Here is a 23,530-nt window from a genome sequence, read left to right on the forward strand (position 1 = left end):
AACGATTCGCATACATACGCAACTACCCGCTGAAAATAATTCTGTATACAGAAAGAGACGGCCCCAAAGCCGCCCCCTTCTCAAACATCAATACACTCCTCAGAACGCCCAGTTGATCTGAACGCCGCCGGAGATTCCCCTGCGCTTGCCCGTCATGCCCATGAGGCTCATGCCGTAGCTGACGTTGCTGGATTTCGGTGCAAAACGGTAACCGAGTTCCAGAACTCCCGTGCTGCCCTTCAGGCTCGGACTCGGTGTGGAGTAGTCGCCGAAAGTTGCACCCGCATCGCTGCCGAACTCGTACTCGTACGCAAGTCCCGTGTAGAACGCACCGCCTCCATTGAGCTTCTTCGTATAGCGTGCACCGATGCGGAGACGGCTCGAATTCACCGCGTCAAAGTCATAGACCTCGCCCGTATTCAGCTTCACCGTATCGCCGCCCTGATGCGAGTAGAAATACTTCGCATAGGTGTCGATCGTGTCGCCGCCCTTCAGCTCCTTCTCCCGTCCAACGCCGATATGCGCCGCGTAGTAGGTGCTGCTGCTGTCGTAGGTGGCAGTGGTATTGGAGATATCGCCCGCATAGTCACTCTTGACGCGTCCTGCACGCAGGCTGCCCTCGACATATGCACCGCTGTCGCTCTTGGACACTGCCATGACACCCACACCGACATGGCTCATCGAGCCGTCGCCGTGCGTGCCGTCGTCCAGATAGGAGTCGTACGTGCCGCGTCCGTATTCGATGAACGGTCCGTAGGTGACGGTGTTCCGTCCCATAGTTGTCTGCTTTGCAAAACCGAGGTTGAGGTTCCATCCCTTCGCGTCAACATACGAGCCGGAGTTCAGGCGCGTCGCAGACCCGCTCTGTGCCGCCCACATCTGGAAGGCGCTGCTTGCTGCTGCGGATGCCGCCGATGCCTGTGTGCCGGCGTTTGCCGTAGATTTTGCGGCAGGGGCGTGGGCGGCTGCGGATACGGCATTAATCGCCGCACCGATGCCGCTGTCGGCGAGGAGGTCGCCGCTGCTGTTGATCATGGCGGTTGCCGCGACTCTGGTCTCGACAAGAGACTTCGTCTGATCATTCACGGAAACATCGCTCACCTCGGCGACAAGCTCATTCTTCAGATGGGTTTCATTCTTGGTGTGCGGATCTGTCTCGTTCTGTGCCTCACGCGTGAGCAGGTTGAACTTGTAGCGCAGGCTGATGCCGTGCATGCCCTCTGCGTCGCTGACGCTCGGCGCGTTTATGATCTCGACTGCCTGGTTGTCGCTGCCGTCCACCTTGTATGCCTTCATCAGGCTGACCGTGTCGCCGACGTTCAGCGTCGGGCGGCTGCCCGCAAGTCCGACGCGGACGTTGACATTGCTCAGATTCTTCTTGTCGTCGTGCGACAGTTCTCCTACGTTCGTCAGACGGAGCATCGTCGCTGCTGCGGGATCCGCCGTTGTCCCCTCCGGAATGTAGAAGTGGAGGTTCTGTACGCCGTCAAAATCCTTCGCCGTCGTGCCGAACGAACGCACCGCGAGTGTGTTGTCCGTGCTGTTCGCATTGCCTGCGCCGCCGTGGATCACGCCGCCGATTGTGACACCGTGATAGAGATTCACCGTATTGTTCGATGCTGCGCCGTTCGTTGCGCGTCCGCCGTAGACATCGCCCGTCACCCTGCCGCCGAAGATGTCGACCGTGTTGTCCGTCGCCGTCGTGCCGAAGCCGCCGACGAGTTCGCCCGCCGAGCCGCCCTGCAGGACAAGCGTGTTCTTCTTTGCTGTGTTCGTACGCGATGTGCCGCCGTACGCCGTACCTGTAATTTCACCGCCCGTCATCGTGAGCGTATTCTCCTCGACCACGTTGCCAAGCTCCGAGCGACCCCCCCACGCGGAGTCGTGCGTATTGTCCGACGCCGCATAGGAGACTTCGTTGCCCTTGAAACGATAGGTGTCCGTGTAGACGCTGTTGTTGTCTTTATCGGTAACGAACTCGAATACATCGCGCGTCTCACCCTTTGCGCCGTGATAGGTCGCACCGAAGTCAATGCCGTTCGCATTCGCCATCAGCGTGATGCGCGACGCGCCGTAGCTGCTCACCGTCATGTTCGTAGGATCGACCGTCGCCGTTACCTTCGACCAGTCAAGCCCCGTGGTCTGTGCACCGCCATTCAGCGAAAGGAGTGTCTTGCCCGCCGTATCCTTGTTCACGGCGAAGTTCAGCTTCTCAAAGTTTGCAATCTGCCCTGCCGTAATCGCGCCGCGCACATTCAGCGTATTGCCCGTCACATGATCGGACTTGCTGCCGCCGTAGATTGTGCCCGTGACTTTCGTGCCATCCGCGACCGCATGGAATGCACCGTTCTTGTCGGTATAGCCGATATTCACGATGTTGCCCGTGGTCTCACCCGTGCCGCTCGTATAGCCGCCGTAGACATTCTGTGCCGTGCCGCCCGCAATGTTGACCGTGTTGCCGGTCGCATTCGCGGCATTCGTTGCCTTGCCGATGTAGCCGCCATACACCTCTTCGAGCGTACCTGAGCCCGTGCCGAGGAGGTTCACGGTGTTGTTGACCGCGCCGCCCGCCGTGCCCTCCGAACGTCCACCCGAGAGGTAATCAACGGTATTACCCGAGGCAATGCCCGTAAGCGTCATTATATTTTTCTCTGCCGTATTGCCGCCGTAGGAAACACCGGCATAGGTCTTGGCGTTTGGATTGACACCGTCATAAATGACATCGCCATTCTTGAAACGGTTCACGTCAATAAGGACAGCGTTCGCCACGCCCGTATTTGTATCCGTACGCTGAACGACTTCGTAGTCGCCGCTCACCGCATGATTCTTTGCCGCGTAGTTCGAGAACTTCAGCTCGTTCGCCGCCGTACTCTTCATCAGCGTGATCGCGCCGAGCGTCTTGTCGGCGGAGAGCTTCGACGTATCGACCGTAACCTTGTTCCAGTCTGCCGTCTGTCCGTCAAACCCATTCGCAAGCGTCAGCATCGTGCCGCGGCTCGTAGTATAGGTATCGTCAACCGTGCCGCTCGACGGCTTGTCCGCCGCAACGGAGTTCGTCAGATAGAACGTATAGTTCTCGAAGTTCTGCGCCTTCTTCGCCGCAGCATCCTTTACCGTGATATTCAGCGTATTGCCCGAGGCATCGGACTTGTTGCCGCCGTAGAGTTCAGCAGCAGTAAAATCTGTTCCCGCCGCGAGCGTCGAGGTATCGCCCTGACGCAGCGTCGTCGGATCCGCGCCGATGTTGACTGTATTGTTTGTAGTCGCACCGCCGCCATTCGTGTAGCCGCCGTAGACCGCGCCCGTAACCTTACCGCCCGAGAGCGTGACTGTGTTGCCCGTCACATCACCGCTGTTCGCAGCCTTATCAACGTAGCCGCCATAGACGTTCGTCAGCGTACCTGCGCCCGTCCCCGTGACCGTGACCGTATTCTTGATCGAGCCGCCTACCGTGCCCATCGTCTTGCCGCCGTATGCACTGTGCGCACCTGCGGCGAGACTCTTGACCGTCAGCCGATTGCTCTCCGTCGTATTGCCGAAATGAGAAATGCCGCCAAGTGCCTCGCCCGTCGTCGCGGCGGTAAAGTCAACCACGCCGTCCTTGAAACGGTTTGCATCGAGGTAGATCTTGTTCGCCGTCGTGCTGCCGACATGATTTGTGCGCAGACCGTACTCCATGCCGTCATGGACGCTGAGGAGACGCTGATTTGCCGCGCCCGTGAATGTCATGCCTGCGGCATTGAGCAGCGTGATGGTATTCGTGCGCTGTTTGCCCACACTCCATGCGTGAAGCGTCTCTCCGTCGAGGTTGATTTTCGACCAGTCTACGTCATCACCGTCAAATCCGCCCGCCTGCGCGAACGTCAACAGCGTATCGCCGTCCTTTACATCATTCCCCAAATAGAAAGTATAGTTCTCGAATTTGCCCGCCGTCTTGACGGTCATATCCTTTCCCTTGACATTCAGCGTGTTGCCCGTCACATCGCTCCGATTACCGCCGTAGATGGAGGTACCCGAAAGATCGGCACCCTGAGCAAGCCCCGTGCCGTTCCCGAGGTTCACTGTATTGTTCGTGGTCGCACCGCCGCCGTCTGCGTATCCGGCGTAGACCTTATCCGTCACCTTGCCGCCCGTCAGCGTCACTGTGTTGCCCGTGGCATCGCCGCCGTTATTTGTATAGCCGCCGTAGACCAGACCGTTAACGACGCCGCCCGTCAGCGTCACTTTATTGCCCGTCGCCGCGCCACCGTCATGCGTGTAGCCGCCGTGGACATCATCGCTGCTCGTGCCGCCCGAGATCATGACCTCATTGTTCTGCGCCGCGCCCTTGCCCTTGGTATGACCGCCATAGAGCCGGTTGTATGTACCGTTTTGGATCGTGACCTTGTTGCCCGTGACAGCGGCCGTGCTGTCCGCATTGTCGATGGCACCGCCGTAGACATCGCCCGCTGTGCCATTCTCAAGCGTCACTGCATTGCCCTCGCCGTCCGCACTGCCGCCGACCGCGCCCTTGCCCCGCGTATAGCCGCCGTAGACCGTGCTAGTACGACCATTTTTCAGCGTGACACTGTTGCCTGTCACCGTGCCCGTAGCGTTCTTCTTATTCGTGACCGCACCGCCGTGGACGTAGGAGAGTCCGCCGCCGACCCCCGTATTCTCGACAACGACGCGGTTGTTCTTGGAACCGCCCGTGCGTCCTGCCGTCTTGCCGCCGTAGGTATTGCCCACCCACTCCGTCGTGGAGGTGTTCGTGATCGTGAGCGTATTGCTCTCCGTCGTGTGGTTGTTGTAGGAGACACCACCGAACAGTTCCTTCGCATTCGGCGGATTCGTACCGTTATACGTCCACGTATTTCCCTTGAAGATATTGTACCCCATGATGACGGAGGAGCCTTCACGTTCCCCCGTATCAGTGCCGACGAAGTACTCGACATTGTCCGTGCTGCCGAGATCGCGGGACTGATAGCCCTGTTTGAACTTCAGCATCCCCGTCGCGCTCTTGACAAGAGTAATAAGGCCGGTTGGTTTTCCCGTCAGCTTCGATGTATCCAGAACGAAATTATTCGCAAAGTCGATCTCCCTGCCAAAGCCGCCGTTCTCCAGCGTCAGCATCGTGTCGCCGTCTTTGATGTTGTTGTTCAGCGTGAACTTATACTTGTCAAAATTATCCACGCTGTAAACCTTGACGCCCTTGGCGCGGACGTTCAGCGTATTGTTGTTCACCGCACCGTCCGTGGAGTTGTCGCCGTGAATATTTGCCTTGGTGAGGTCTGCCGTATAGGTGCCGTCCTCTGCACCAAGATTCACCGTATTGTTCGATGCGCTGCTGCCGGCAGCCGTCATCTTTTTGCCGCCGTAGACATCGGCAGGGGTGAAGCTGCCTACCGTGCCGCCCGAGATCGTGACTGTGTTGCCCGTCGCCGCCCCCTTGGCGCTGAGACCGCCATAGATCTCCCTCGTCACCGTGCCGCCCGTGAGGTTGACCGTATTGTTCTTCGCCGCACCTGTACCATAGTTCTGCCCGCCGACCGCATACTCCACCGTGCCCTGCTTCATATTGACGATATTGCCCGAAACCTCGCCCGCATTGTCTGCGTTCGTGATTTTACCGCCGTAGATATCCTTGATCGCGGAAGTGTTGGCGGGGAGTTCGAGCGTCGCCGTATTGTCTTTGACATCACCTGTCGCTCCCTCGTTCTTGCCGCCGTAGGCATAGGAGAGCTGTGTGCCGGACGCAGGCAGCCCCGTCACCGTCAGCGTGTTGCCCGTCGTCGTATGACCAAAGCGGGAGAGTCCGCCGTAGACCTCGCCGCCGAAGGTCGGTGTTGTACCGTCATAGGTGACATGACTGTCCTTGAATCGGCTCGCCTCCAGCATGAGGGCGTTCGCCGTACCTGTGCCATTATTCGTAACAAATCTGAACTCATGCGTCTCGGTAGCCGTCGCCGCCTCACCACGTGTCGCATAGTTTTGGAACGTCAACGTATCGGTATCATTGCTGCGCTTCAAAAGGGTCATGCGCTTGATTCCGTGCTGCGTCGCGAGGTAGTCCGCCGACAGCCCCGTGCGATCGACAGTGATCTTGTCCATGTCAACGCCCGTGCCTACGAAGTCGCCCGCATTGGTGACGGTCAGCATTGTATCGCCGAACGCAGTTGCGCTGTTCAGTTTGAATTTGTAGTTCTCGAAATTGTTGACGGACTTCGCCGCAGCATTCTTGGCGTTGACGCTGAGTGTATTGCCCGTCACATAATCGCCTGTCCCCGTCCCGTTTCCGCTGTATTTTCCGCCATAGATATCGGCATTCGTAAGCGTTGTACCCGAGAGATCAGTATGCGTGTCATCGCCAAGGTTGACGGTGTTGCCCGTCGCCGTGCCATTCAGCTTCCACGACACGCCGCCGTAGATATTGCCGCTGAATGTGCCGCCCGCAATCGTGACGGTATTGTTGTTTGCAGCAAAGTTCTGCGCGGTATAGGCAGAACCGTTATCGCCGCCCGCACCGCCATAGACATGGTCTTGGAATGTGCCGCCCGTAATCGTGACCTTGTTGCCCGTCACCGTTCCGGACTTATCTGAATAGCCGCCGTACACGCGCTTTTGGAACGTACCGTCCGAGATATTGACGATATTCCCCGTCACCGTTCCGGCAGTATCCGCATAGCCGCCATACACGGCTTCCTCGAGTGTACTGCTGCCCGATACTGTGATCGTATTTCCTGTTACAGTACCGCTTGCACTGCTGTATCCGCCGTTGACAGACTGCTTGATCGTACTGCCCGAGATCGTGATCTCATTGTCCGAGGCAGTTCCGTCGCCCGTCATATGTCCGCCGTTGACGATGCCCTCGACGGTACTTCCATTCGTGATGGCGACAATATTCCCTGTCGCCTTTCCGTTTGCGCCCGAGGACTGTCCGCCGGAGATATTTTTCTTGACCGTACCGCCCGTTACCGTGACCTTGTTTCCGGTCACAGTTGAATCGGCTCCTCCGAGCACGCCGACGATATGCCCCTCCACTGTACCGCCCTCGACGCGGACTTCGTTGCCCTCAGCCGTGCCGCTGCCGTCCAGCTTGCCGCCGTAGACCGACCAGTCAGCATGTCCCTTGACGGTGAAGATATTGCGGTTCACATTACTTTTTGCCCAACCGGCATATGAGCTGTTGTCCACCCAGCCGCCCGTCTCGACGGTGACGGTATTGCCCTCTGCCTTGCTGTCTGCCGCCGTCGCATAGCCGCCGTACGCCGCCTTTACCTTGCCCGTCGCTGTGATCGTGACATGGTTGTTCGTCGCATTGCCGTCTCCCGCCGTGTAGCCGCCGTAGACACTCAGATTCGTGTTGTTCGTATTCGTGATCTTGATTTTGTTGTTCGTCGTCGTATTGCCGAGACTCGAATAGCCGCCGTAGACCTCTGTGCCTGTGACGTTGTCTGCCGTCGCGTCGACGTTTTGGAAGCGGTTCACTTCGGCTGTAACATCCGTCGTCAGCGTCCTTGTGGGGAAAAGCATCGACGGCGTTGCCGTAATGTTGTACTCGAAATCACCGCTCGATCCTGTTTTTGCCGCATAATTATTAAAAACGATATCCGAGCCAGAATTGGAATGCATTAGTGTTACAGTTCCAATTTTCCCGTACTTCGTTGTGTCTACTGCCCATCCAGACAAGTCTAGATTCAGTTTATTCCAGTCAGCACCGCTGCCAAGATTCCCCGAACCAAGCGTAAGCATCGTATTTCCTGCTTTAATCGGAGCAGTCAGATGGAAATTGTAGCTCTCAAAGTTTCGTATTTTTTCAACTTCGACCCCCTTTGCATAGACATGCAGCGCATTTCCGGTAACATCACTGGTTCGATTCCCACCATATACCTCGACACGCTTCATTCCCGTTCCTGCGGTATAAACACCCTCCGCAGTGCCGAGATTCACAACATTGTTGATTGTTTTTCCCGTTCCTCCGGAGTAGCCGCCGTAAATCTTCCCGCTGGTTGTCAGAACAGCCTGGCCGCCGAGCGTCCCCCCCGATATGGTAACGGTATTGCCCGATACCGTACCAGAGCCATTCGAATAACCGCCATGAATATTTCCTCCAGCAGATGTGCCGATTATCCCCCCCGATACCGCAACCGTATTTCCCGATACATCACCGTTGCCCGCGGTATACGCACCGTATACGTTCGTATTTCCTTTGCTGAGTGTACCGCCCGAAATCGTCAGCGTATTGCCCGTGACATCTGAACTGTTCGACGCGTTTGTGACAACACCGCCGCCAGCCTCATCCTTGAGTGTGCCGCCCGTGATGGTGACAGAGTTGCCCGTGACCGCCCCCGTTCCTTGCGTCACGCCGCCAAAGGCATCACCCTCCACGGTGCCGCCCGCGACCGTGACCGCGTTGCCCGTGACAGCCTTTGTCGCGGACGCGCCATTAAAGCCGCCATAGATAGGATCCTTCGACAGCCCGTTATTGAAGAACACTTTATTGCCCGTGACTGCGCCTGTTCCGCTGACACCGCCGTAGATCATGCTCTGCCCGCCGCCGTTGCTGACCCGAAGGCCATGAATCGTGAGCGTATTGCCCGTGACATCCTCTGTCGCATTCTTCTTGCCGCCGCCGGAGATTGTTCCCCACGTACTAAACGGAACATTGGGTGTGCCTGGCGTCCCAATCGTGATATTGTTATCACTCATTGAGTTGGTCTTGTTCGTACCCTCAAGACCACTGATGGTGGTTGCCGTCTCCGTGTAGTCATGCGCTGCATACGCCGTCGAGGCATCCAAAAAGGCACCGCTGCCGGCAGACAGGCCAAGAGCTACATACAAAGCCAACCGCCGTTGTGCTTTCAATCCATTGAACATAGGCTCCTCCTCTAATCCTTAGACAAAAAGTCTCGATTCCGTCACAGAAATGCTTTTACATATCTCATTGTAGATTGAGATTCATTATATGTCTATTTATGATACATGAGCCCTATTGTCATTGTCAACGCTATTTCTAATTTATTATCCTTCTTATTGAATAAAATTTAACAAAGCGTGAATAAAAGGCCATCATTTTACTTTTATATATGAATCATCTTTCATATTTGTGTGTGCTGCAACACTTCCATGCACAAAACGCCGCAATTCGGATTCTTCTGGACAGGTGTGCGCATTGTGCTTATAATAACTGTAGTATTTCAAATAGGCAAACGTATTATCAAAAAGGAGCAGTTCATATGGACTACACAAGCAAGATCGCCGTCGGAATGACGCATGAGGCAGTGGATACGGTAACGGATGCGAATACGGCGGTGACGGTCGGCAGCGGCTCGCTTGCGGTGTATGCGACCCCTGCGATGGCGGCGCTGATGGAGCGTGCGGCGGCAGAGCTGTGCCAAGAGGAGTGCCCCGAGGGCTGGACGACGGTCGGCACGTCACTGAACATCGCGCACCGCGCGGCGACGCCGACGGGGCTGACAGTACGAGCCATTGCCGAGGTGACGGCAGTCGACGGACGCGCGGTCACACTCAAGGTCACGGCATACGACGAACGCGAGGAGATCGGCGCGGGCACGCACACGCGCTTTGCCGTTGCAGTGGATAAATTCATGGCAAAGGCAGAGGGAAAGCGTTCATAATCCATCGGCAGAAGCGAGGATATGAGCGGCGTGACACAGCCCGTCATCTCCCGCGTTGAGCAGGGCACGACAAACCCGAACATTGCGACGATCCAGCTCCTCGTCTCACTTGGGAAAGAGCTCCGACAGCCCCTGCTCTAGAGTACAACAAGGGCGGCGATACGAAACAGAGATTTCGTACCGCCGCCCTATTCTTATGTCTTATTCGGTTTTATTAGAACGCCCAGTTGATCTGGATGCCGCCGGAGATTCCCCTGCGTTTTCCAGTCATGCCCATAAGGTTCACGCCATAGCTGACACGCTCGTCCTTCGGTGCGAAGCGGTAGCCCAGTTCGAGCAGCCCTGTGCTGCCCTTCAGGCTCGGGCTCGGCGTGGAGTATCCGCCGATGGACGCGCCGGCATCGCTGCCGAACTCGTACTCGTACGCAAGTCCCGTGTAGAATGCGCCGCCCCCGTTGATCTTCTTCGTATAGCGTGCACCGATGCGAAGACGGTGCGAGTCAATCGCGTCGAAGTCATAGACCTCGCCCGTGCTCATCTTCACCGTATCACCCGCCTGATGCGAGTAGAAATACTTCGCATAGGTGTCGAGCGTATTGCCGCCCTTCAGCTCCTTCTCCTGTCCGATGCCGATGTGTGCAGCATAGTAGGTATTGCTGTTGTCATAGGTGACAGCGTTATTCAGGACATTGCCGCTGTAGTCGCTCTTCACGCGGCCAACGCGCAGGCTGCCCTCAACATATGCACCGCTTTCACTCTTGGACTTCGCCATGACACCCGCGCCGAAGTAGCTCATCGAGCCGTCGCCGTGCGTGCCGTCGTCGAGATAGGAGTCGTAGCTGCCTCTGCCGTACTCGATCATCGGGCCGTAGGTGATCGTATTGCGTCCTGCCGTCTTCTTCTTGGCAAAGCCGAGGTTCAGATTCCATCCCTTCGCATCGACGTACGAACCGGAGTTGAGGCGGGTCGAGGAACCGCCCTGCGATGCCCACATCTGGAACGCATTGCCCGCGGCAAGGCTCGCCGCGGCACCCGCTGCTGCATTTGCATGAGCACTCTGTGCCGTGATGGCTTCCTCCGCCGCACGGAATCCATTCTCTGTGAGGAGATCCGCGCCGCCGTTGATCATCGCGGTGGTCGCGGCGCGCGTCTCAACGAGAGACTTCGTCTGATCATTTATGGAGACATCGGTCACCTCGGCAACAAGCTCGTTCTTCAGATGGTCTGCATTCGTGGTGTTGGCATTTGCCTCGTTCTGTGCCTCACGCGTGAGCAGGTTGAACTTGTAGCGCAGGCTGATGCCGTGCATGCCCTCTACATTGGTGACGCTCGGCGCATTCGCGATCTCGACCGCCTTGCTGTTGCCGCCGTCCACCTTGTACGCCTTCATCAGGCTGACCGTGTCGCCGACGTTCAGCGTCGGGCGGCTGCCCGCAAGGCCGACACGGACGTGAATGTTGCTCAGATCCTTCTTGTCATTCGTCAGGTACTCCGCTTTCGTCAGGCGGAGCATCGTCGCTGCCGCAGGATCTGCCGTTGTTCCTGCCGGAATGTAGAAGTGGAGGTTCTGTACACCCGCGAAGTCACGCACCTCAGTGCCGCGCGCATGGATGGCGAGCGTATTGCCGATACCGTTCGGATTCGGCTCCGTATCCTGATGCTGGTGCGCCGAAGAATCATGGATCGCGCCGCCGAGCACGATTGCCTTGATGTTCGAACCCGCGAGGTTGATTGTGTTGTTGTCCGTGTTCGTCGTGCCAAAGCCGCCGACCACGTGCTTGACCGTATTGTCTTGCCCGACGGTGACCGCACCGATGTTCACGGTATTGCCCGATGCCGCGCCGGTTCTCGACTGACCGCCGTAGACGTTGTCTGTCACCGTACCGCCTGTGATCGTGACGGTGTTCCGAAGCGCATCTCCGCTCACTGCATCACCGCCGTTGACAACGTGGACCGTGCCGTTTTTCATCTCAACGGTATTGTCGCTCGCCGTCGCACCGTAGCCGCCCGTGAGGTCGTCTGCTGTCGATGCCGCACCGTCAAATACGACGGTATTGTGCTTTGCAGCACCTGTACCGCTCGTATATCCGCCGTAGACCTTATCACCGACCGTACCGCCCTCGACCGCAACGGTATTGAACGAAACATCCGCCGCACTGGTCGTGCTGTCGATGTAGCCGCCCATGAGATCATGAAGCGTCGCGCCCTGCGAGAAGCGGAGCGTATTGCTGTGCACTGAACCCGTCCCTTTGGTGTAGCCGCCGACTGCCGTGTCAAGACTGCCCGCATTCGTATTCTGCACATCCACGTGGACATGGTTGTTCACTGCGCCGCCGTGCGCGCCCTCAGCGTACCCGCCGTAGGCTTTGAGGTTGTTCGTTCCGGTTGCAACATCCGTGATCTCGAGCGTATTGCCCTCGGCGATCGTCCCAACCGTCACTTCATGACCGTCCGCATCGCGCTCCGTGTGGTCGTATGCAGTGTAGCCGCCGTAGACCTTAGCGGGCGCAGTCGTGCCGTTATGCGTTACCGTACCGTCCTTATAGCGGTTGAGTTCGAGCTGAACCTTGCTCGCCGTACCGCTGTTGGTGTCGGTGTGCAGCTTCTTCTCATAGACGCGGTCAAGTTCCGCCGTAGCCGTTGACGTGTAGTTGTCAAAGAGCAGATCGTCTGCGAGCGGCAGCGACGATGCACGCTGCAGGAGTGTGAGGGTATTCTTGCCCTGAACTCCGTCGCCGCGTGCTGCCGAGAGTCCCGACGTATCCGCCGTGACATTTGACCACTTGACCTTGACGTCATCGGGGGTCCCAGAGATACCACCGAAGCCGCCTGCTTCGGACAACGTCAGCATCGTATCGCTGTAGGCGTCGCCGATCTTGAAGTTGAACTTCTCGAAGTTGCGTACCTTCTTGACCGTCAAGCCTTTGCTCTGCACGTTCAGTGTGTTGCCCGTAATCTTTGCATCATTATTCGCAAAGACCTGTGCTTGATTGCTCGCGTTATAGTAAGCTGATCCCCAGACCTCAGCGCCTGTCAGTGTACCGCCGCCGAGTGTGACGGTGTTGCCATTCGAGGTGCTCGCCAAGACACGCGAATCGCCGCCGACAATCTGTCCGGAGACCGTGCCGCCCGTGATGGTGACTTTATTCTCGGACATATTGCCCGCCGCAGTACTCGTTCCACCGCCGCCGATCACGTTCGCAACCGTACCGCCCTCGACCGTGACTTCATTGCCCGTCGCCGAGCCGTTCGCACCCGAGACCGCACCGCCCATGGCATTTGTCACCGTGCCGTCCTTGATGATGACGCGGTTCTTCTCTGCAACGCCATTGGCAGCACCGGTGAATCCACCGTTAATGTTCACAATCGAGCCGGTACCCGTGCTCTCGACAATGACGCGGTTCTCCTTGGAGTCGGCTGCGCCGTTGGTCTTGCCGCCGTAAACGAAGTTCAAGTTCGTCGACGGAACGCCCGTCACCGTGATCTGGTTGTTGTAAGTTGTATGATTGTCGTCATATGAGATGCCGCCCGCGACCTCATTCACCGTCGACGGGTTCGTGCCGTCATACGTCCACTCGCTGTTGCGCCAGCGGTTCGTGCGCAGCTTAACCGTGGTCGCGGACTGCACCGTGCCCGCCCCCTTGTCTGTATCGGTGCGCATAACGGCTTCGTAGTCGGAGTTCGGATCGGTGATGAAATTGCGGACATTGTAGTTCGAGAACTTGAGCTCGTTCGCCGCATTCGATTTGAGCAGCGTAACCTCACGATTCGGCCGCACGGCACTAATCAGGCTCTCCGCAAGAACCTTGACCTTCTCCCAGTCCACCGTTCTGCCGAGGCCGTCGTTATTGACGGTCAGCATGGTCGAGCCGTCTGTGATGTCATCATTCATATGAAAGTTGACGTTCTCGAAATTGTGGACGCTCTTGACGACGGCATTCTTCGCCTTGACATTGAGGGTATTGCCCGTTGCCGCCTTGTTGCCGCCGGAGATGTTGCTCGCCGAGAGCGTCGTGCCCGAAAGGTCATGATGCGCGTCGTCGCCGAGGTTGACCGTGTTGTTCTCTGTCGTGCCGTCCGCTTTCCACGAGTATCCGCCATAAATATTGGAGCTGAACGTACCGCCCGCAATCGTAACAGTATTGTTGTTTACCGTAAATGTCTCTGTGCTGGAAGGATCACCACCCGCACCACCATAGATGACATTTTGGAAGGTACCGCCCGTAAGCGCAACCTTATTGCCTGTCACCGTTCCGGACTTATCCGAATATCCGCCGTAAATGGTTTCTTGGAACGTGCCGCCTGCAATGGCAACGCTATTATCCGTCACCGTTCCAGTATTATTGGAATAGCCGCCGTATATCGTGTTCTCGACAGTACTGCTGCCCGATACGGTGACGGTATTCCCCGTCACACTGCCGTTTGTGGAATCATATCCGCCCGTTATGGCTTTTTTAATTATACTGCCCGAAATGTTGATCTGGTTGCCCGATGCAGTACCGCCGTCCACAGTGCTTCCACCGTACACAAAGCCCTCAGCTGTACTGTCCGTAATCGTGACGATATTTCCCGTCGCCTTTCCATTGGCACCCGAGACCTGCCCACCGGTAATATCTTTCTTGACCGTACCGCTTGTAACCGTAACCTTGTTGCCGGTCACGGTTGTACCCGTTCCTCCTTTCCCACCGACGGCATGCCCATTCACAGTGCCGCCCTCGATGCGGACTTCATTGCCCTCTGCCGTGTCACCGGCGTCATCGATTCTGCCGCCATAGACCGACCAGTCAGCATGCCCCTTGACGGTAAAGATGTTGCGGTTCGCAGCACCCTTTGCCCAACCGGCGTACGAGTTGTCATTGACCCAGCCGCCCGTCTCGATGGTGACGGTATTGCCCTCAGCCTTACCCGTCGCCGAATCAGCACGTCCGCCGTAGATTCCCTTCACCTTGCCTGCCGCACCAATCGTGACATGGTTGTTGACCGCATTGCCGCCTCCTGCTGCATGCGCACCATAAACGGTCAGGTCCGTATTGGTGAGATTGCTGACCGTAACACTGTTGTTTTCCGCTTTGCCGGAACCTGCAGTATATGCACCAAAAACGTTTGTGCCGCCGCTCTTCGTGAATGCGCCGCCCGAGATCGTCAGCGTATTTCCCGTGATATCCGCACTGCTCGTTGTGCTTCGTATGATGCCGCCCATCGCCTCATCTTTGAGCGTACCACCCGTGATGGTGACAGAGTTGCCCGTGACGGCCCCCGTCCCTGCCGTTCCGCCGCCCTGAACATCACCCTCCACAGTGCCGTCCACGACCGTAACGGAGTTGCCCGTGACCGCATTGGTCGCGGATGCACCATTAAAGCCGCCGTAGATGGAATCCTTCGACAGCCCGTTATTGAAAAATACTTTATTGTTGGTGACTGCACCCGTTCCGCTGACGCCGCCGTAGATCATGCTTTGCCCATTGCCGTTGCTGACCTGCAGTCCATGAATCGTGAGCGTATTGCCCGTGACATCGGATGCTGTATCGGTCTTTCCGCCGCCGGAGATAATGCCGTAGGTGCTGGCCGGCTGATTCGTTACTCCCGCCGTCCCAATCGTAATCCTGTTGTCACTCATGAAGCCTGTCTGATCCGAGCCCTCAAAGCCATTGATACTGCTCGCCGTCACGGTGTGGTCATGAGTTTCCGCTGCATGCGCAGGCTGTGCAGAGAACAGGAGTCCTCCACCCGTGGACAGTCCGAGTGCAACATAGGCGGCCAGCTGTCGCCGAGCCTTCAATCCGTTGAACATTTGATCCTCCAACTCCTTTGATGCAAGAACGCCATTCATGACAGCAAAACCACAGAAAGCGGCGAATTGAACTGTGTCTCCTGCATACTGCCCGAACGGCTTAGGGAACATCAGCCTGATGTTCCCTATAAAAAATATTTTTCTATGCTGTGTATTATACCACGAGGTTTTTTTTCATGTCAATCTCACGATGCGATTCCGTTCTGTTTTGTCTTTTTCAACGAGGATAAATGAGGCAGTATATTCTTTCCTGCATGTCCGTTAGATTCTTCCTCCGTAAATCACGCGAATCTCCTCTGTATACTGCCCCTGTGCATCACGCACGATCAGCGCGGGCTCGTGACGCATTCCTGTGAGTGCGGCTCCTTTGACCGCCTCAATGAGCATGAGGTTCGGCGCTTTGTCCATGCGCGGCTGTACCATGCGCAGACGCTTGACGGCAAGGTGCTCCGCATGGAGGGCGAAGACGATCTCGCCGAGGCGCTCAGGCAGATGCACCATGGCGAGCCGACCGCCGTGACGGAGGGCGTACGCTGCCGCGTGTACGGTGTCTGCGAGTGTCGCCGTGATCTCGTGCCGCGCCGCCGCACGTCCTTCTCCCATGCTGACCGCACCGCTCGTCACGGGTCGATACGGCGGATTGCTGAAGACCAGATCGTATTCCGCACACGCAAAAAGTGCGGAAGGGGCGCGATAGTCGCCCTCCCGCACTGTGATCTTCTCTGTGAGTTGATTCATCCGCACGTTCCGCGCGGCGAGTTCCGTCTGCACGGGGCTGAGTTCCACTGCCGTGACCGCCGCTGCATGATCGGCGATGAGAAGCGGGATCACGCCTGTCCCCGTACCGAGATCGAGAACGCGTTCCCGTCCCGTCATGTGCGGAAAATGCGCGAGGAGGACGGCATCCATTGAGAAGCAGAAGCCGTCCGTGCGCTGGATGATCTGCCGCCCGCCCAAAGAGAGGTCGTCGATCCGCTCGTTCGGGTGCAGCCGCATGAACTCACTCATGCGGCTCGCCCTGCCGTGGCGTGCGGCGCGGCTGACGTTTGCCGCCCTGCGGGCGGTGCCGTTCCCCTGCGCTCCGCTGCGTGCGTTCCCCGCGCTCTCTCCGCTCACCATGTTGTCCCTCGTGCTGTCTCGCGGCGGCAGGGCGCTCGCGTCGTTCCCGCCCCTCACGCTGCTCGCGCGGGGTGCGGCCCTCACGCGGGGCGCGCTCTCTGCGTGACGTATGCGGACACGCTGTGCGTTCCTCCTCCTCGACGCGCGCGATGTCCTCCCACGCGGCGACAACGGTTTTCCCATCGTCCATGAGGATCGTTGCCGTACGGCGCTGTTCATTGAGGGCAACGATGCGCCCCTCACCGTCCTCAGCAATGACGCGGTCGCTTACCGCAGGCGTGTACTCTGTTTTTTTCACCTTCATGCAGCCGCCGCAGCCGTAGCCGTCACTCTCGTATTTCAGGCAGCACATGAGACGACCGCAGATGCCTGAGATCTTCGTTGGGTTCAGCGAGAGGTTCTGCTCCTTTGCCATACGGATGGAGACGGGGACGAAGTCGCCGAGAAAGCTCGCGCAGCAGAGCGGCCGCCCGCAGCAGCCCATGCCGCCCATCATCTTTGCCTCATCACGCACGCCGATCTGGCGCAGCTCAATGCGCGTGCGGAACACGCCCGCAAGTTCGCGCACGAGCTGACGGAAGTCGACACGCCCATCCGCCGTGAAGTAAAAGAGCATCTTCGAGAGATCAAAGGTGAGTTCGACATCGACGAGCTTCATTTTAAGCTCAAGTTCCTTGATCTTCTCCTCGCAGACGGTGCGCGCCTCGCGTTCGCGCGCGCGGTTCTCGTCAATCCGCGCGAGATCGGAAGCATCCGCGATACGGTGCACAATGCGCAGATTCGGCGGCACGGATTCGTCCGGCACTTCACGCGGCGGAATGACGACCTTGCCGCACTCCATGCCGCGCGAGGTCTCAACAATGACGTGATCCCCCTCGGCGATCGTCAGCCGCCCCTGCCCGAATGAATATATCTTGCCCGCCGACTTGAAGCGGACACCTATAATCGTTTGCAAAACTTCCTCCTAGATTATATATGTACACCCTTGCTAAAGGGAGAAAGCGACTGTCATTGATGGGCCTCTTTCCCTGCTGTGCCGAGGCAAACTGCGCGGAGGTCTATCATGCGTACTGCCTCACCTTCAGCAGGAACGCCTCCGTCTGCAGGGCGGGGTTCACGTTCGCCGCGAAGCGCCGCGTGAGCTCGCGCGTGCCCTCCATGAGTGCGAAGATATCGGACGTGCTCATACGCGTACAGAGTTCTGTGAGTTCATCCCGTCGGTCTGCATGATAGAGCGCGTCACTGCCGCCATCCTCATGCAGGACAAGCAGGTCGCGCAGTGCCATCTGCCAAAATCCGATCCATGCGGTGCGTTCCTCATGGGAACGCGCACCGAGTGCCTCCGCACGTGCCCAGATATCCTCAACGCTGAGGCGGCGAAGCTCCATGAGGAGAGCAAACGCCTCATCGCGCAGGGCAAGCCCCTCCTCGGCGAGTTTATATGCGCGCCCGAGGCTGCCGTCTGCGAGTGCGGCGATTGCCGCTGCATGCGCTGCGCCGCACTCCGTGAGTGCCGCCGTGATCTCGGTGCGCGGTACCGCACCGAACGCGATGCGTACGGCACGCGAGCAGATCGTCGGCAGGATCGCATCATAGGCGCTCGTCACAAGGATGAAGAGCACCTCCCCCGTTGGTTCCTCCAGCGTCTTTAAGAGGCGGTTCGCTGCCGTCTCGTTCATCCGATCGGCACCGTCAATGAGAATGATGCGGCGCTGCGCACTGACCGGTGCCCCCGATGCCGCAACAAGGATATCGCGCACGGCATCCGTGCGGATCATCGCCGCGCTCTTGCCGCGCGCCTCGGGTGCAGTCTCGAAGTAGTCCGGGTGCACACCTGCCGCCATTGTACGGCAGGTGTCACAATGCCCGCAGGGAGCGTCTCCCCCGCCCTCACAGAGCAGTGTCCGTGCGAGTACGCGTGCCGTACGCCGTTTGCCGACCCCCTCCATGCCGCTGAACAGCAGCGCGTGAGGAAGGCGTTCCGCAGCAGCGAGTGCGCGAAGGCGGCGGATGATCTCCGCATGGCCGCGGATGTCCGCCCACCCCTCCGGAAATACCTCCCGTGTATCTGCAGGAGATGTGGCGTCTGCAGTCTTTTTCGCACGCGCCATCACATATAGAGATCGACAAGCATCCCGCGAATCGCGTCATGACTTGCGATGATGTCGAGCTGATCCGCCTGCCCGAGACGAATCTTCTCCGCCATCTCCTCGAGTTTCTTGTCAATCTTGCGCACGGAGGTGTAGACCTTCTGCCGTCCGAGGCGATCCCATCCCGCCTGCGTGTGCAGCTCGTACATCGTTCCGACCGCCTCGCCGATAAAGCTCTGAATGAGCGAGCGATAGGAACGCAGTTCATCAAAGGTCGGCGACTTCGATAAGCGTGCCCCTTGCTCGTCAATCTGTTCGAGCAGACGATCCATCGCCTCGCGGGACATGGAGGACTCCTGATCCGCCAACTCCATGCTGAAGTCCGTCGCCGCCCCGCGCACGCCCACATCCACCTCTGGTCGCGGCATGGTGAGCGACGCTCCCCTCGAAATACTGCTGTCTATCTTCATCGCCATCGCGTCCACCCAATCCCTTTTCCTACATTTTTAATATGATGATAGATTTCACCGATTATTATTATAGCCCGAACAAACGGCAAAGTCAAAGCCGTAAATTGACTTTGCCGCCGTACTTTGTTATCCTTGTTGATATAAAGGTATTTAATAGCGGAAAGGATCTGACAACTATGATCGAGGGAGACAAACTCTTTGCACTCCTAAAACACGGAACTTCGATCCATATCATCGAACCGGAGCTTGAGATTGACTACTACGGAACGCTCGAACTCAGCGAGGAGGAGCAGGAGGCAGGAGTGCCCTCGGGAGCGCTTACCGTGCGGCTCGATATTCCGGTGGGAAAATTCGTCGACACGCCCGACGCGGGATGCATCTTTCAGTGCCATCTCACGGGCGCCGGCTGCGTCTATCACTTCGAGAGTCCCTATCGCTCCGCCTCACCGCTGCCGGATACGATCTGGTATCTCGATCTGCCGAAGAACGCCGAGCGCATTCAGCTGCGCGACTTCGTCCGCGTGCCGATCCCGATATCCATCGAGGTAAAGCTGCCCGGCGATCACGGCGGGCTCAAAAACTACCGTGAGGTTGCTCTCATCGACATCAGCGGCGGCGGACTCTGCTTCGTCCATGACGAGCCGCTGATCATGGATGCGCCGATCAGCGTGCGCGTGCCGGACCTCCCGCGCATCGGAACGCTCGAAACGGAAGGCACGATCCGCAGGGCGACGCCGATCGAGACGAATCTCGGCATGACGTACCACATTGGCGTTATGTTTGGCGACACGCTGTCCAATCGAGAGCGGGAACGCCTCGTCCAGAGCATCTATCAGCTGCAGCAGAGCTACCTGCGCAAGGGACTGAAGGTGCCGCAGATCGACCATACAAAGCGAAGTTGATATATGAAAACGGGGTGCTGCATTGGCAGCACCCCGTTTTACGTTCAAAGTTCACGCCCAGCGCAGCTTCATCATCTCCGGATAGACTTCCTCGAGCACCTGCAGCCCAACGCCGACCATCGCCATAAAGCTGTCCGCCTGGAACATCCCGACGTGCAGATCAAGCGGCAGGTCGATATCAACTACAACATCACGTTCGTCATCCACCACGAATTTTACGTAGCGGTACTGGCTGTTCCACTCGTTGAGCTTCTCGTGGAACGCCTTCGGATCCATGTCCTCCTCCAGACGCACAAGATTGAAGTACTTGATCTTGATAAAGTCGTTCGTGTCGCCCTTCTCCGTAACGACAATCGCAATGCTTACGACACAGCCGTTGTCCAGCTGTTGACGCATACGGATGATCTGCTCCTCGCCATCATCGGTCACGTCCTCGCCGTATTTCATATCCTGCTTGTCGAGTTCCGCCTTGATCGATTCAAACGCGCTGTTCTTGAGCCCTTCGTCGCTCCCACTGAACCCGTCAAAAAGTCCCATACAGTCCGTTCCTCCATTCAACTTCCGTATTTTTAGAATCCACGCAGTTCATTCCTCCGAACTCGCCTTGTGCCCGCGTGTGCAAAGTTCTGTCAGATCATCATAGACCTTCTCCACGACGCGCATGCCGACCGCCATCATCGCCATCACGCTGTCCGGTTGGAACTCACCCTTGTGAAGGTCAAGCGGCAGATCAATGTCGAGAACGACATCCTGATCGCGGTCAAGGCAGAACTTCACATAGCGGAACTCACCATTCCATGTGTTGATCTTCGCAAGCAGCTCCGCGCGTGCCTCGGCCCTCTCCAGATAGGCAATGTCATAGAGCTTGATCTTGATGAAGCCGTCGGCATGGTCATATTCGCGCACGACAATGACCGCCGTGATCGGCTCGTCATTCTCGAGTTCGTTTCGCATATAGAAATATGTTTCCTGACGGTTTTCTTCCTTCTCATCATTGATTTCGTAGTTCCAGTCGTTGCGGTCCAGTTCCTCCTTGATCGCATTCCTGATCCCCATTGGAGCGGCGGCTTCACCGCCCTTGAATCCATCGAAAAGTCCCATTTGTCCCCTCCATATCTGCTCTGCTCTGTCCGCAGGGCATATGTCCCCATTCGTTATGGCGCCGGAGCAATCAAACCGATCGCAGTAAGCGTATCGATTGCAGCAGTGCCGCGTTCATTTTGAAACTCAAGCGTCGAGACGACGACCTGTCGTATGTATTTCTTTTCGCCGTCTTCATAGTAACTGCTGATGTCATGGATCACGAGCGGGGTACCCCCCATATCCTGCCCGAGATAGAGCATAACATGACCGGGACGAAAGAGCAGTGCGCCCGGCGGCACCTCTGCGAGGAGCGCACAGCGCTCCGCCGCAGACAGTCCGGCAAGAGGCAGAAGCGAACAGGCACGCTCCTGCATATCCGCATCGCGTGGGAGCTCTACCCCCATCGCGCGATAGATGTTCTGTACATAGGAGGAACAGTCCATCCCATTGTTTGCCCCGCCCCAGCCGTACTCCGTATGGAGCGGCACGAATGCGAGGCGTACGAGATTGTTGCGTGTCAGCGGCAGTCGCCCGGCATGGAGACGTCCGTCATCGGGCATGTGCACCTCCTGTACGGCGAGACGCCCCCCAGCGTTCCGCACAGGCAGGAGGAGACGGAGCGTCCCGTCCTCTGCACGCGTCCCCGGAATCTTTGCTCCGAGCTGATAGCAAAGCCCCTCCTCCCCTAGGGTAAGCTGCGCCGCCGTTACAGTGAAGAACGCCTCCGGCGCAGCGAATGTGCGCCACGTCTGTGCGTCCGCGTGTGCAATCGCACGTGCATCGACCCAGCCGCGATAGTCCCGGGTCTCGATGAAGGCAAAAAGCCCGTCCGTCGAGTGATGAAGGAGCAAAACGGCTTCCCCTGGGTCGAGCACAGTGCCCTGCAGGGCATCGTAGCGCACATCATCCGGAGCCTCGTACCAACCCTCCTCCGTCGGCAGGAGCCGCACATCGGCGCGGCGAACGGCAACGGCAGGGCGCGCGGTCACCTGTGTGCCGATCGTATCGACACTGCAGTTTCTGCACACCGCCTGCCACTGCTCTTCACGCAGGAGCTGTTCGCCCGCATAGAGTTCCGGCAGTGCGCGGTCAAGTCCCTGTGCCGCCGCATGGATCTGCGCACGCAGCCCCCGCGCCGAGCGTCTCTCATGTGTGCTGACCAGATCGCGTACGAGCCCCTTCACCGTACTCCGATGCGCATACGCTTCCGCCTCCGCCGAACGAAGGAGCGGCGCATCTCCGTCCGGACGCAGCCAGTAGTCTGCGGTCGCCGCCGCTCCCTCGACGGGTAGCGCCGCAGAGACAGGGACAACCATGAGAAGAGAGAAGAACACCGCGCCGAGGGTCACTCCCCATCGGCATATGCGTTCAGGCACTCTCCTGTTCTCCGCGCAGTTCGCTCAGCCCCCATGCGAAGAAAGCATCCATCCCCATGAAGGCAAAGCCATTGTCCGTCACCGCCTCCCCGAACTCCTCCATCGTTCCGATGGCAAAGGAGCCTGCGTGACGTCCCGGCGCACGCGTGGGGAGATCCCCGCGCACACCGCGCTCAAAGAACGCCTCAGTGTCGCTGTTGACCGCCGCAAGTTCATGCAGGAAGTTGCGCGCCATCTTCATCTTGCCGAGGCGGTAAAAGAGCATCGCCAGCGGCAGATACATCAGTGCCACGCCCTCTTCGTAGCGCTGATACAGCCGGATTGCATCGTCCCCCTCCTCGATTGCCGAGTAGATGAACATGAGCTGATAGCGGCGCCCGAGTGCATCGTGCTCCGAGAGGCGGAGCATCTCCTCGCACTCCTTTGCCGCAAGGCGCAGTTTGCGCGCTGCCAGCAGGGACTCCAGATAGGAAAGGCGCAGGAACATATAGGGCTTCGTCGCAGGCATCGCCCAGAACTTGCCGATGTTCTCCTCCGCAAACATGCCCTCAGCCTCGAGCCGCGCGGTCGCTTTACGCGTCAGATCCTCGTAATGGTGCACGCGGTCGTCAGCATTCTTGGCAAGGTACTCAATCTGCATGCACGCTGCCGTGATGTTCTCCGGCTCGATACGCAGAACCCGCTTGATGATGCGGTAGCGCTCCTCCCCGGTCTTCTTTCGTGCACGCGCAATGAGTTCATCCGCAGTAAGCGTGTTCACCTCACGCGGCAGATTCGGATTCTCGCGCAGGCGCCGGCTGAGATCCGAAACAATCTCGGTCATGCGCTCTACGCTGATCTCGCCCCCCTCGGCCTTTACCATGCGGTTCAGTTCAAGCTGCATCCATTCCTTGTCTGTCATGCGGTGTACCTTCCTTTGCCCGTATGTTCTGAGAGAATCACTGATAAAATGGAAGCCGTCCGTTTGGTATAGATATTTCATTCTGTCGCGCAGGAAAGCCAAACACAGAGTGCTGCTCTGCGGAGGATTTGCCGACGAAGAGAGGCAGAAAAGATGTGCCAAGATGATGGCGCTGAATTTA

The 23,530-nt window shown here is 58.0% G+C and carries 13 protein-coding genes; 3 read left to right on the forward strand and 10 right to left on the reverse strand.

Translation table 11 applies throughout. The features are described 5' to 3' along the window. Positions 1 to 99 precede the first annotated feature (99 nt). Positions 100 to 8,856: an autotransporter outer membrane beta-barrel domain-containing protein gene (locus tag BCS37_RS09340; RefSeq protein WP_069181174.1), complete on the reverse strand. Its 8,757-nt coding sequence runs from the start codon at positions 8,854 to 8,856 to the stop codon at positions 100 to 102. A gap of 359 nt (positions 8,857 to 9,215) precedes the next feature. On the opposite strand from BCS37_RS09340, the gene BCS37_RS09345 reads away from it, so the two are divergent. Beyond that, positions 9,216 to 9,617 (forward strand): thioesterase family protein, encoded by a 402-nt coding sequence (locus tag BCS37_RS09345; RefSeq protein WP_006690190.1) that lies wholly within the window; start codon positions 9,216 to 9,218, stop codon positions 9,615 to 9,617. A 21-nt stretch (positions 9,618 to 9,638) separates the two neighbouring features. Further along, positions 9,639 to 9,758: a helix-turn-helix domain-containing protein gene (locus tag BCS37_RS12015; RefSeq protein WP_107528589.1), complete on the forward strand. Its 120-nt coding sequence runs from the start codon at positions 9,639 to 9,641 to the stop codon at positions 9,756 to 9,758. A 73-nt stretch (positions 9,759 to 9,831) separates the two neighbouring features. Here the strand turns inward: BCS37_RS12015 and BCS37_RS09350 are convergent, their stop codons facing one another. The 5 genes from BCS37_RS09350 to BCS37_RS09370 form a co-directional block, all read right to left on the reverse strand. After that, the gene (locus tag BCS37_RS09350) at positions 9,832 to 15,408 is read right to left on the reverse strand and encodes an autotransporter outer membrane beta-barrel domain-containing protein (protein ID WP_069181175.1); all 5,577 of its coding nucleotides are present in this window, start codon (positions 15,406 to 15,408) and stop codon (positions 9,832 to 9,834) included. Between the two features lie 261 nt (positions 15,409 to 15,669). Further along, the gene (locus BCS37_RS09355) at positions 15,670 to 16,416 is read right to left on the reverse strand and encodes a tRNA1(Val) (adenine(37)-N6)-methyltransferase (RefSeq protein ID WP_069181176.1); all 747 of its coding nucleotides are present in this window, start codon (positions 16,414 to 16,416) and stop codon (positions 15,670 to 15,672) included. After that, complete coding sequence (locus tag BCS37_RS09360) at positions 16,409 to 17,482, reverse strand: PSP1 domain-containing protein (protein WP_069181177.1); 1,074 nt, start codon at positions 17,480 to 17,482, stop codon at positions 16,409 to 16,411. The genes BCS37_RS09355 and BCS37_RS09360 overlap by 8 nt, the downstream gene beginning before the upstream one ends. Positions 17,483 to 17,588: 106 nt before the next feature. Then, complete coding sequence (gene holB / locus BCS37_RS09365) at positions 17,589 to 18,638, reverse strand: DNA polymerase III subunit delta' (protein WP_069181178.1); 1,050 nt, start codon at positions 18,636 to 18,638, stop codon at positions 17,589 to 17,591. Continuing rightward, on the reverse strand, positions 18,638 to 19,093 hold the full coding sequence (locus tag BCS37_RS09370) for a YaaR family protein (RefSeq protein WP_069181584.1): 456 nt from the start codon (positions 19,091 to 19,093) through the stop codon (positions 18,638 to 18,640). The genes holB and BCS37_RS09370 overlap by 1 nt, the downstream gene beginning before the upstream one ends. Before the next feature lie 170 nt (positions 19,094 to 19,263). Between BCS37_RS09370 and BCS37_RS09375 the strand changes: the two genes are divergently transcribed. Beyond that, a complete protein-coding gene (locus BCS37_RS09375; RefSeq protein ID WP_069181179.1) occupies positions 19,264 to 19,989 on the forward strand; it encodes a flagellar brake protein in 726 nt (241 codons plus the stop codon). 51 nt (positions 19,990 to 20,040) lie between these two features. On the opposite strand, the gene BCS37_RS09380 is transcribed toward BCS37_RS09375, so the two are convergent. Genes BCS37_RS09380 through BCS37_RS09395 form a run of 4 tightly spaced genes read right to left on the reverse strand, consistent with a single transcriptional unit; the run spans position 20,041 to position 23,349 of the window. Continuing rightward, a complete protein-coding gene (locus BCS37_RS09380) occupies positions 20,041 to 20,526 on the reverse strand; it encodes a YbjN domain-containing protein (RefSeq protein ID WP_069181180.1) in 486 nt (161 codons plus the stop codon). 48 nt (positions 20,527 to 20,574) lie between these two features. Then, the gene (locus tag BCS37_RS09385) at positions 20,575 to 21,090 is read right to left on the reverse strand and encodes a YbjN domain-containing protein (protein ID WP_069181181.1); all 516 of its coding nucleotides are present in this window, start codon (positions 21,088 to 21,090) and stop codon (positions 20,575 to 20,577) included. 53 nt (positions 21,091 to 21,143) lie between these two features. Continuing rightward, a complete protein-coding gene (locus BCS37_RS09390) occupies positions 21,144 to 22,448 on the reverse strand; it encodes a C40 family peptidase (RefSeq protein WP_069181182.1) in 1,305 nt (434 codons plus the stop codon). Continuing rightward, positions 22,441 to 23,349: a hypothetical protein gene (locus BCS37_RS09395; RefSeq protein ID WP_069181183.1), complete on the reverse strand. Its 909-nt coding sequence runs from the start codon at positions 23,347 to 23,349 to the stop codon at positions 22,441 to 22,443. Before BCS37_RS09395 ends, BCS37_RS09390 begins: the two co-directional genes overlap by 8 nt. Between the last annotated feature and the right edge of the window lie 181 nt (positions 23,350 to 23,530).

Origin of the sequence: Selenomonas sp. oral taxon 920 (assembly GCF_001717585.1) — a bacterium.
Taxonomy (GTDB): domain Bacteria; phylum Bacillota; class Negativicutes; order Selenomonadales; family Selenomonadaceae; genus Centipeda.

Excerpts from the sequence above, each read along its gene's own strand:
- BCS37_RS09340 (WP_069181174.1), bottom strand. The coding sequence starts at position 8,856 with ATGTTCAATGGATTGAAAGCACAACGGCGGTTGGCTTTGTATGTAGCT.
- BCS37_RS09345 (WP_006690190.1), top strand. The coding sequence starts at position 9,216 with ATGGACTACACAAGCAAGATCGCCGTCGGAATGACGCATGAGGCAGTG.
- BCS37_RS12015 (WP_107528589.1), top strand. The coding sequence starts at position 9,639 with ATGAGCGGCGTGACACAGCCCGTCATCTCCCGCGTTGAGCAGGGCACG.
- BCS37_RS09350 (WP_069181175.1), bottom strand. The coding sequence starts at position 15,408 with ATGTTCAACGGATTGAAGGCTCGGCGACAGCTGGCCGCCTATGTTGCA.
- BCS37_RS09355 (WP_069181176.1), bottom strand. The coding sequence starts at position 16,416 with ATGAGTGAGTTCATGCGGCTGCACCCGAACGAGCGGATCGACGACCTC.
- holB (WP_069181178.1), bottom strand. The coding sequence starts at position 18,638 with ATGGCGCGTGCGAAAAAGACTGCAGACGCCACATCTCCTGCAGATACA.
- BCS37_RS09370 (WP_069181584.1), bottom strand. The coding sequence starts at position 19,093 with ATGGCGATGAAGATAGACAGCAGTATTTCGAGGGGAGCGTCGCTCACC.
- BCS37_RS09375 (WP_069181179.1), top strand. The coding sequence starts at position 19,264 with ATGATCGAGGGAGACAAACTCTTTGCACTCCTAAAACACGGAACTTCG.
- BCS37_RS09380 (WP_069181180.1), bottom strand. The coding sequence starts at position 20,526 with ATGGGACTTTTTGACGGGTTCAGTGGGAGCGACGAAGGGCTCAAGAAC.
- BCS37_RS09385 (WP_069181181.1), bottom strand. The coding sequence starts at position 21,090 with ATGGGACTTTTCGATGGATTCAAGGGCGGTGAAGCCGCCGCTCCAATG.
- BCS37_RS09395 (WP_069181183.1), bottom strand. The coding sequence starts at position 23,349 with ATGACAGACAAGGAATGGATGCAGCTTGAACTGAACCGCATGGTAAAG.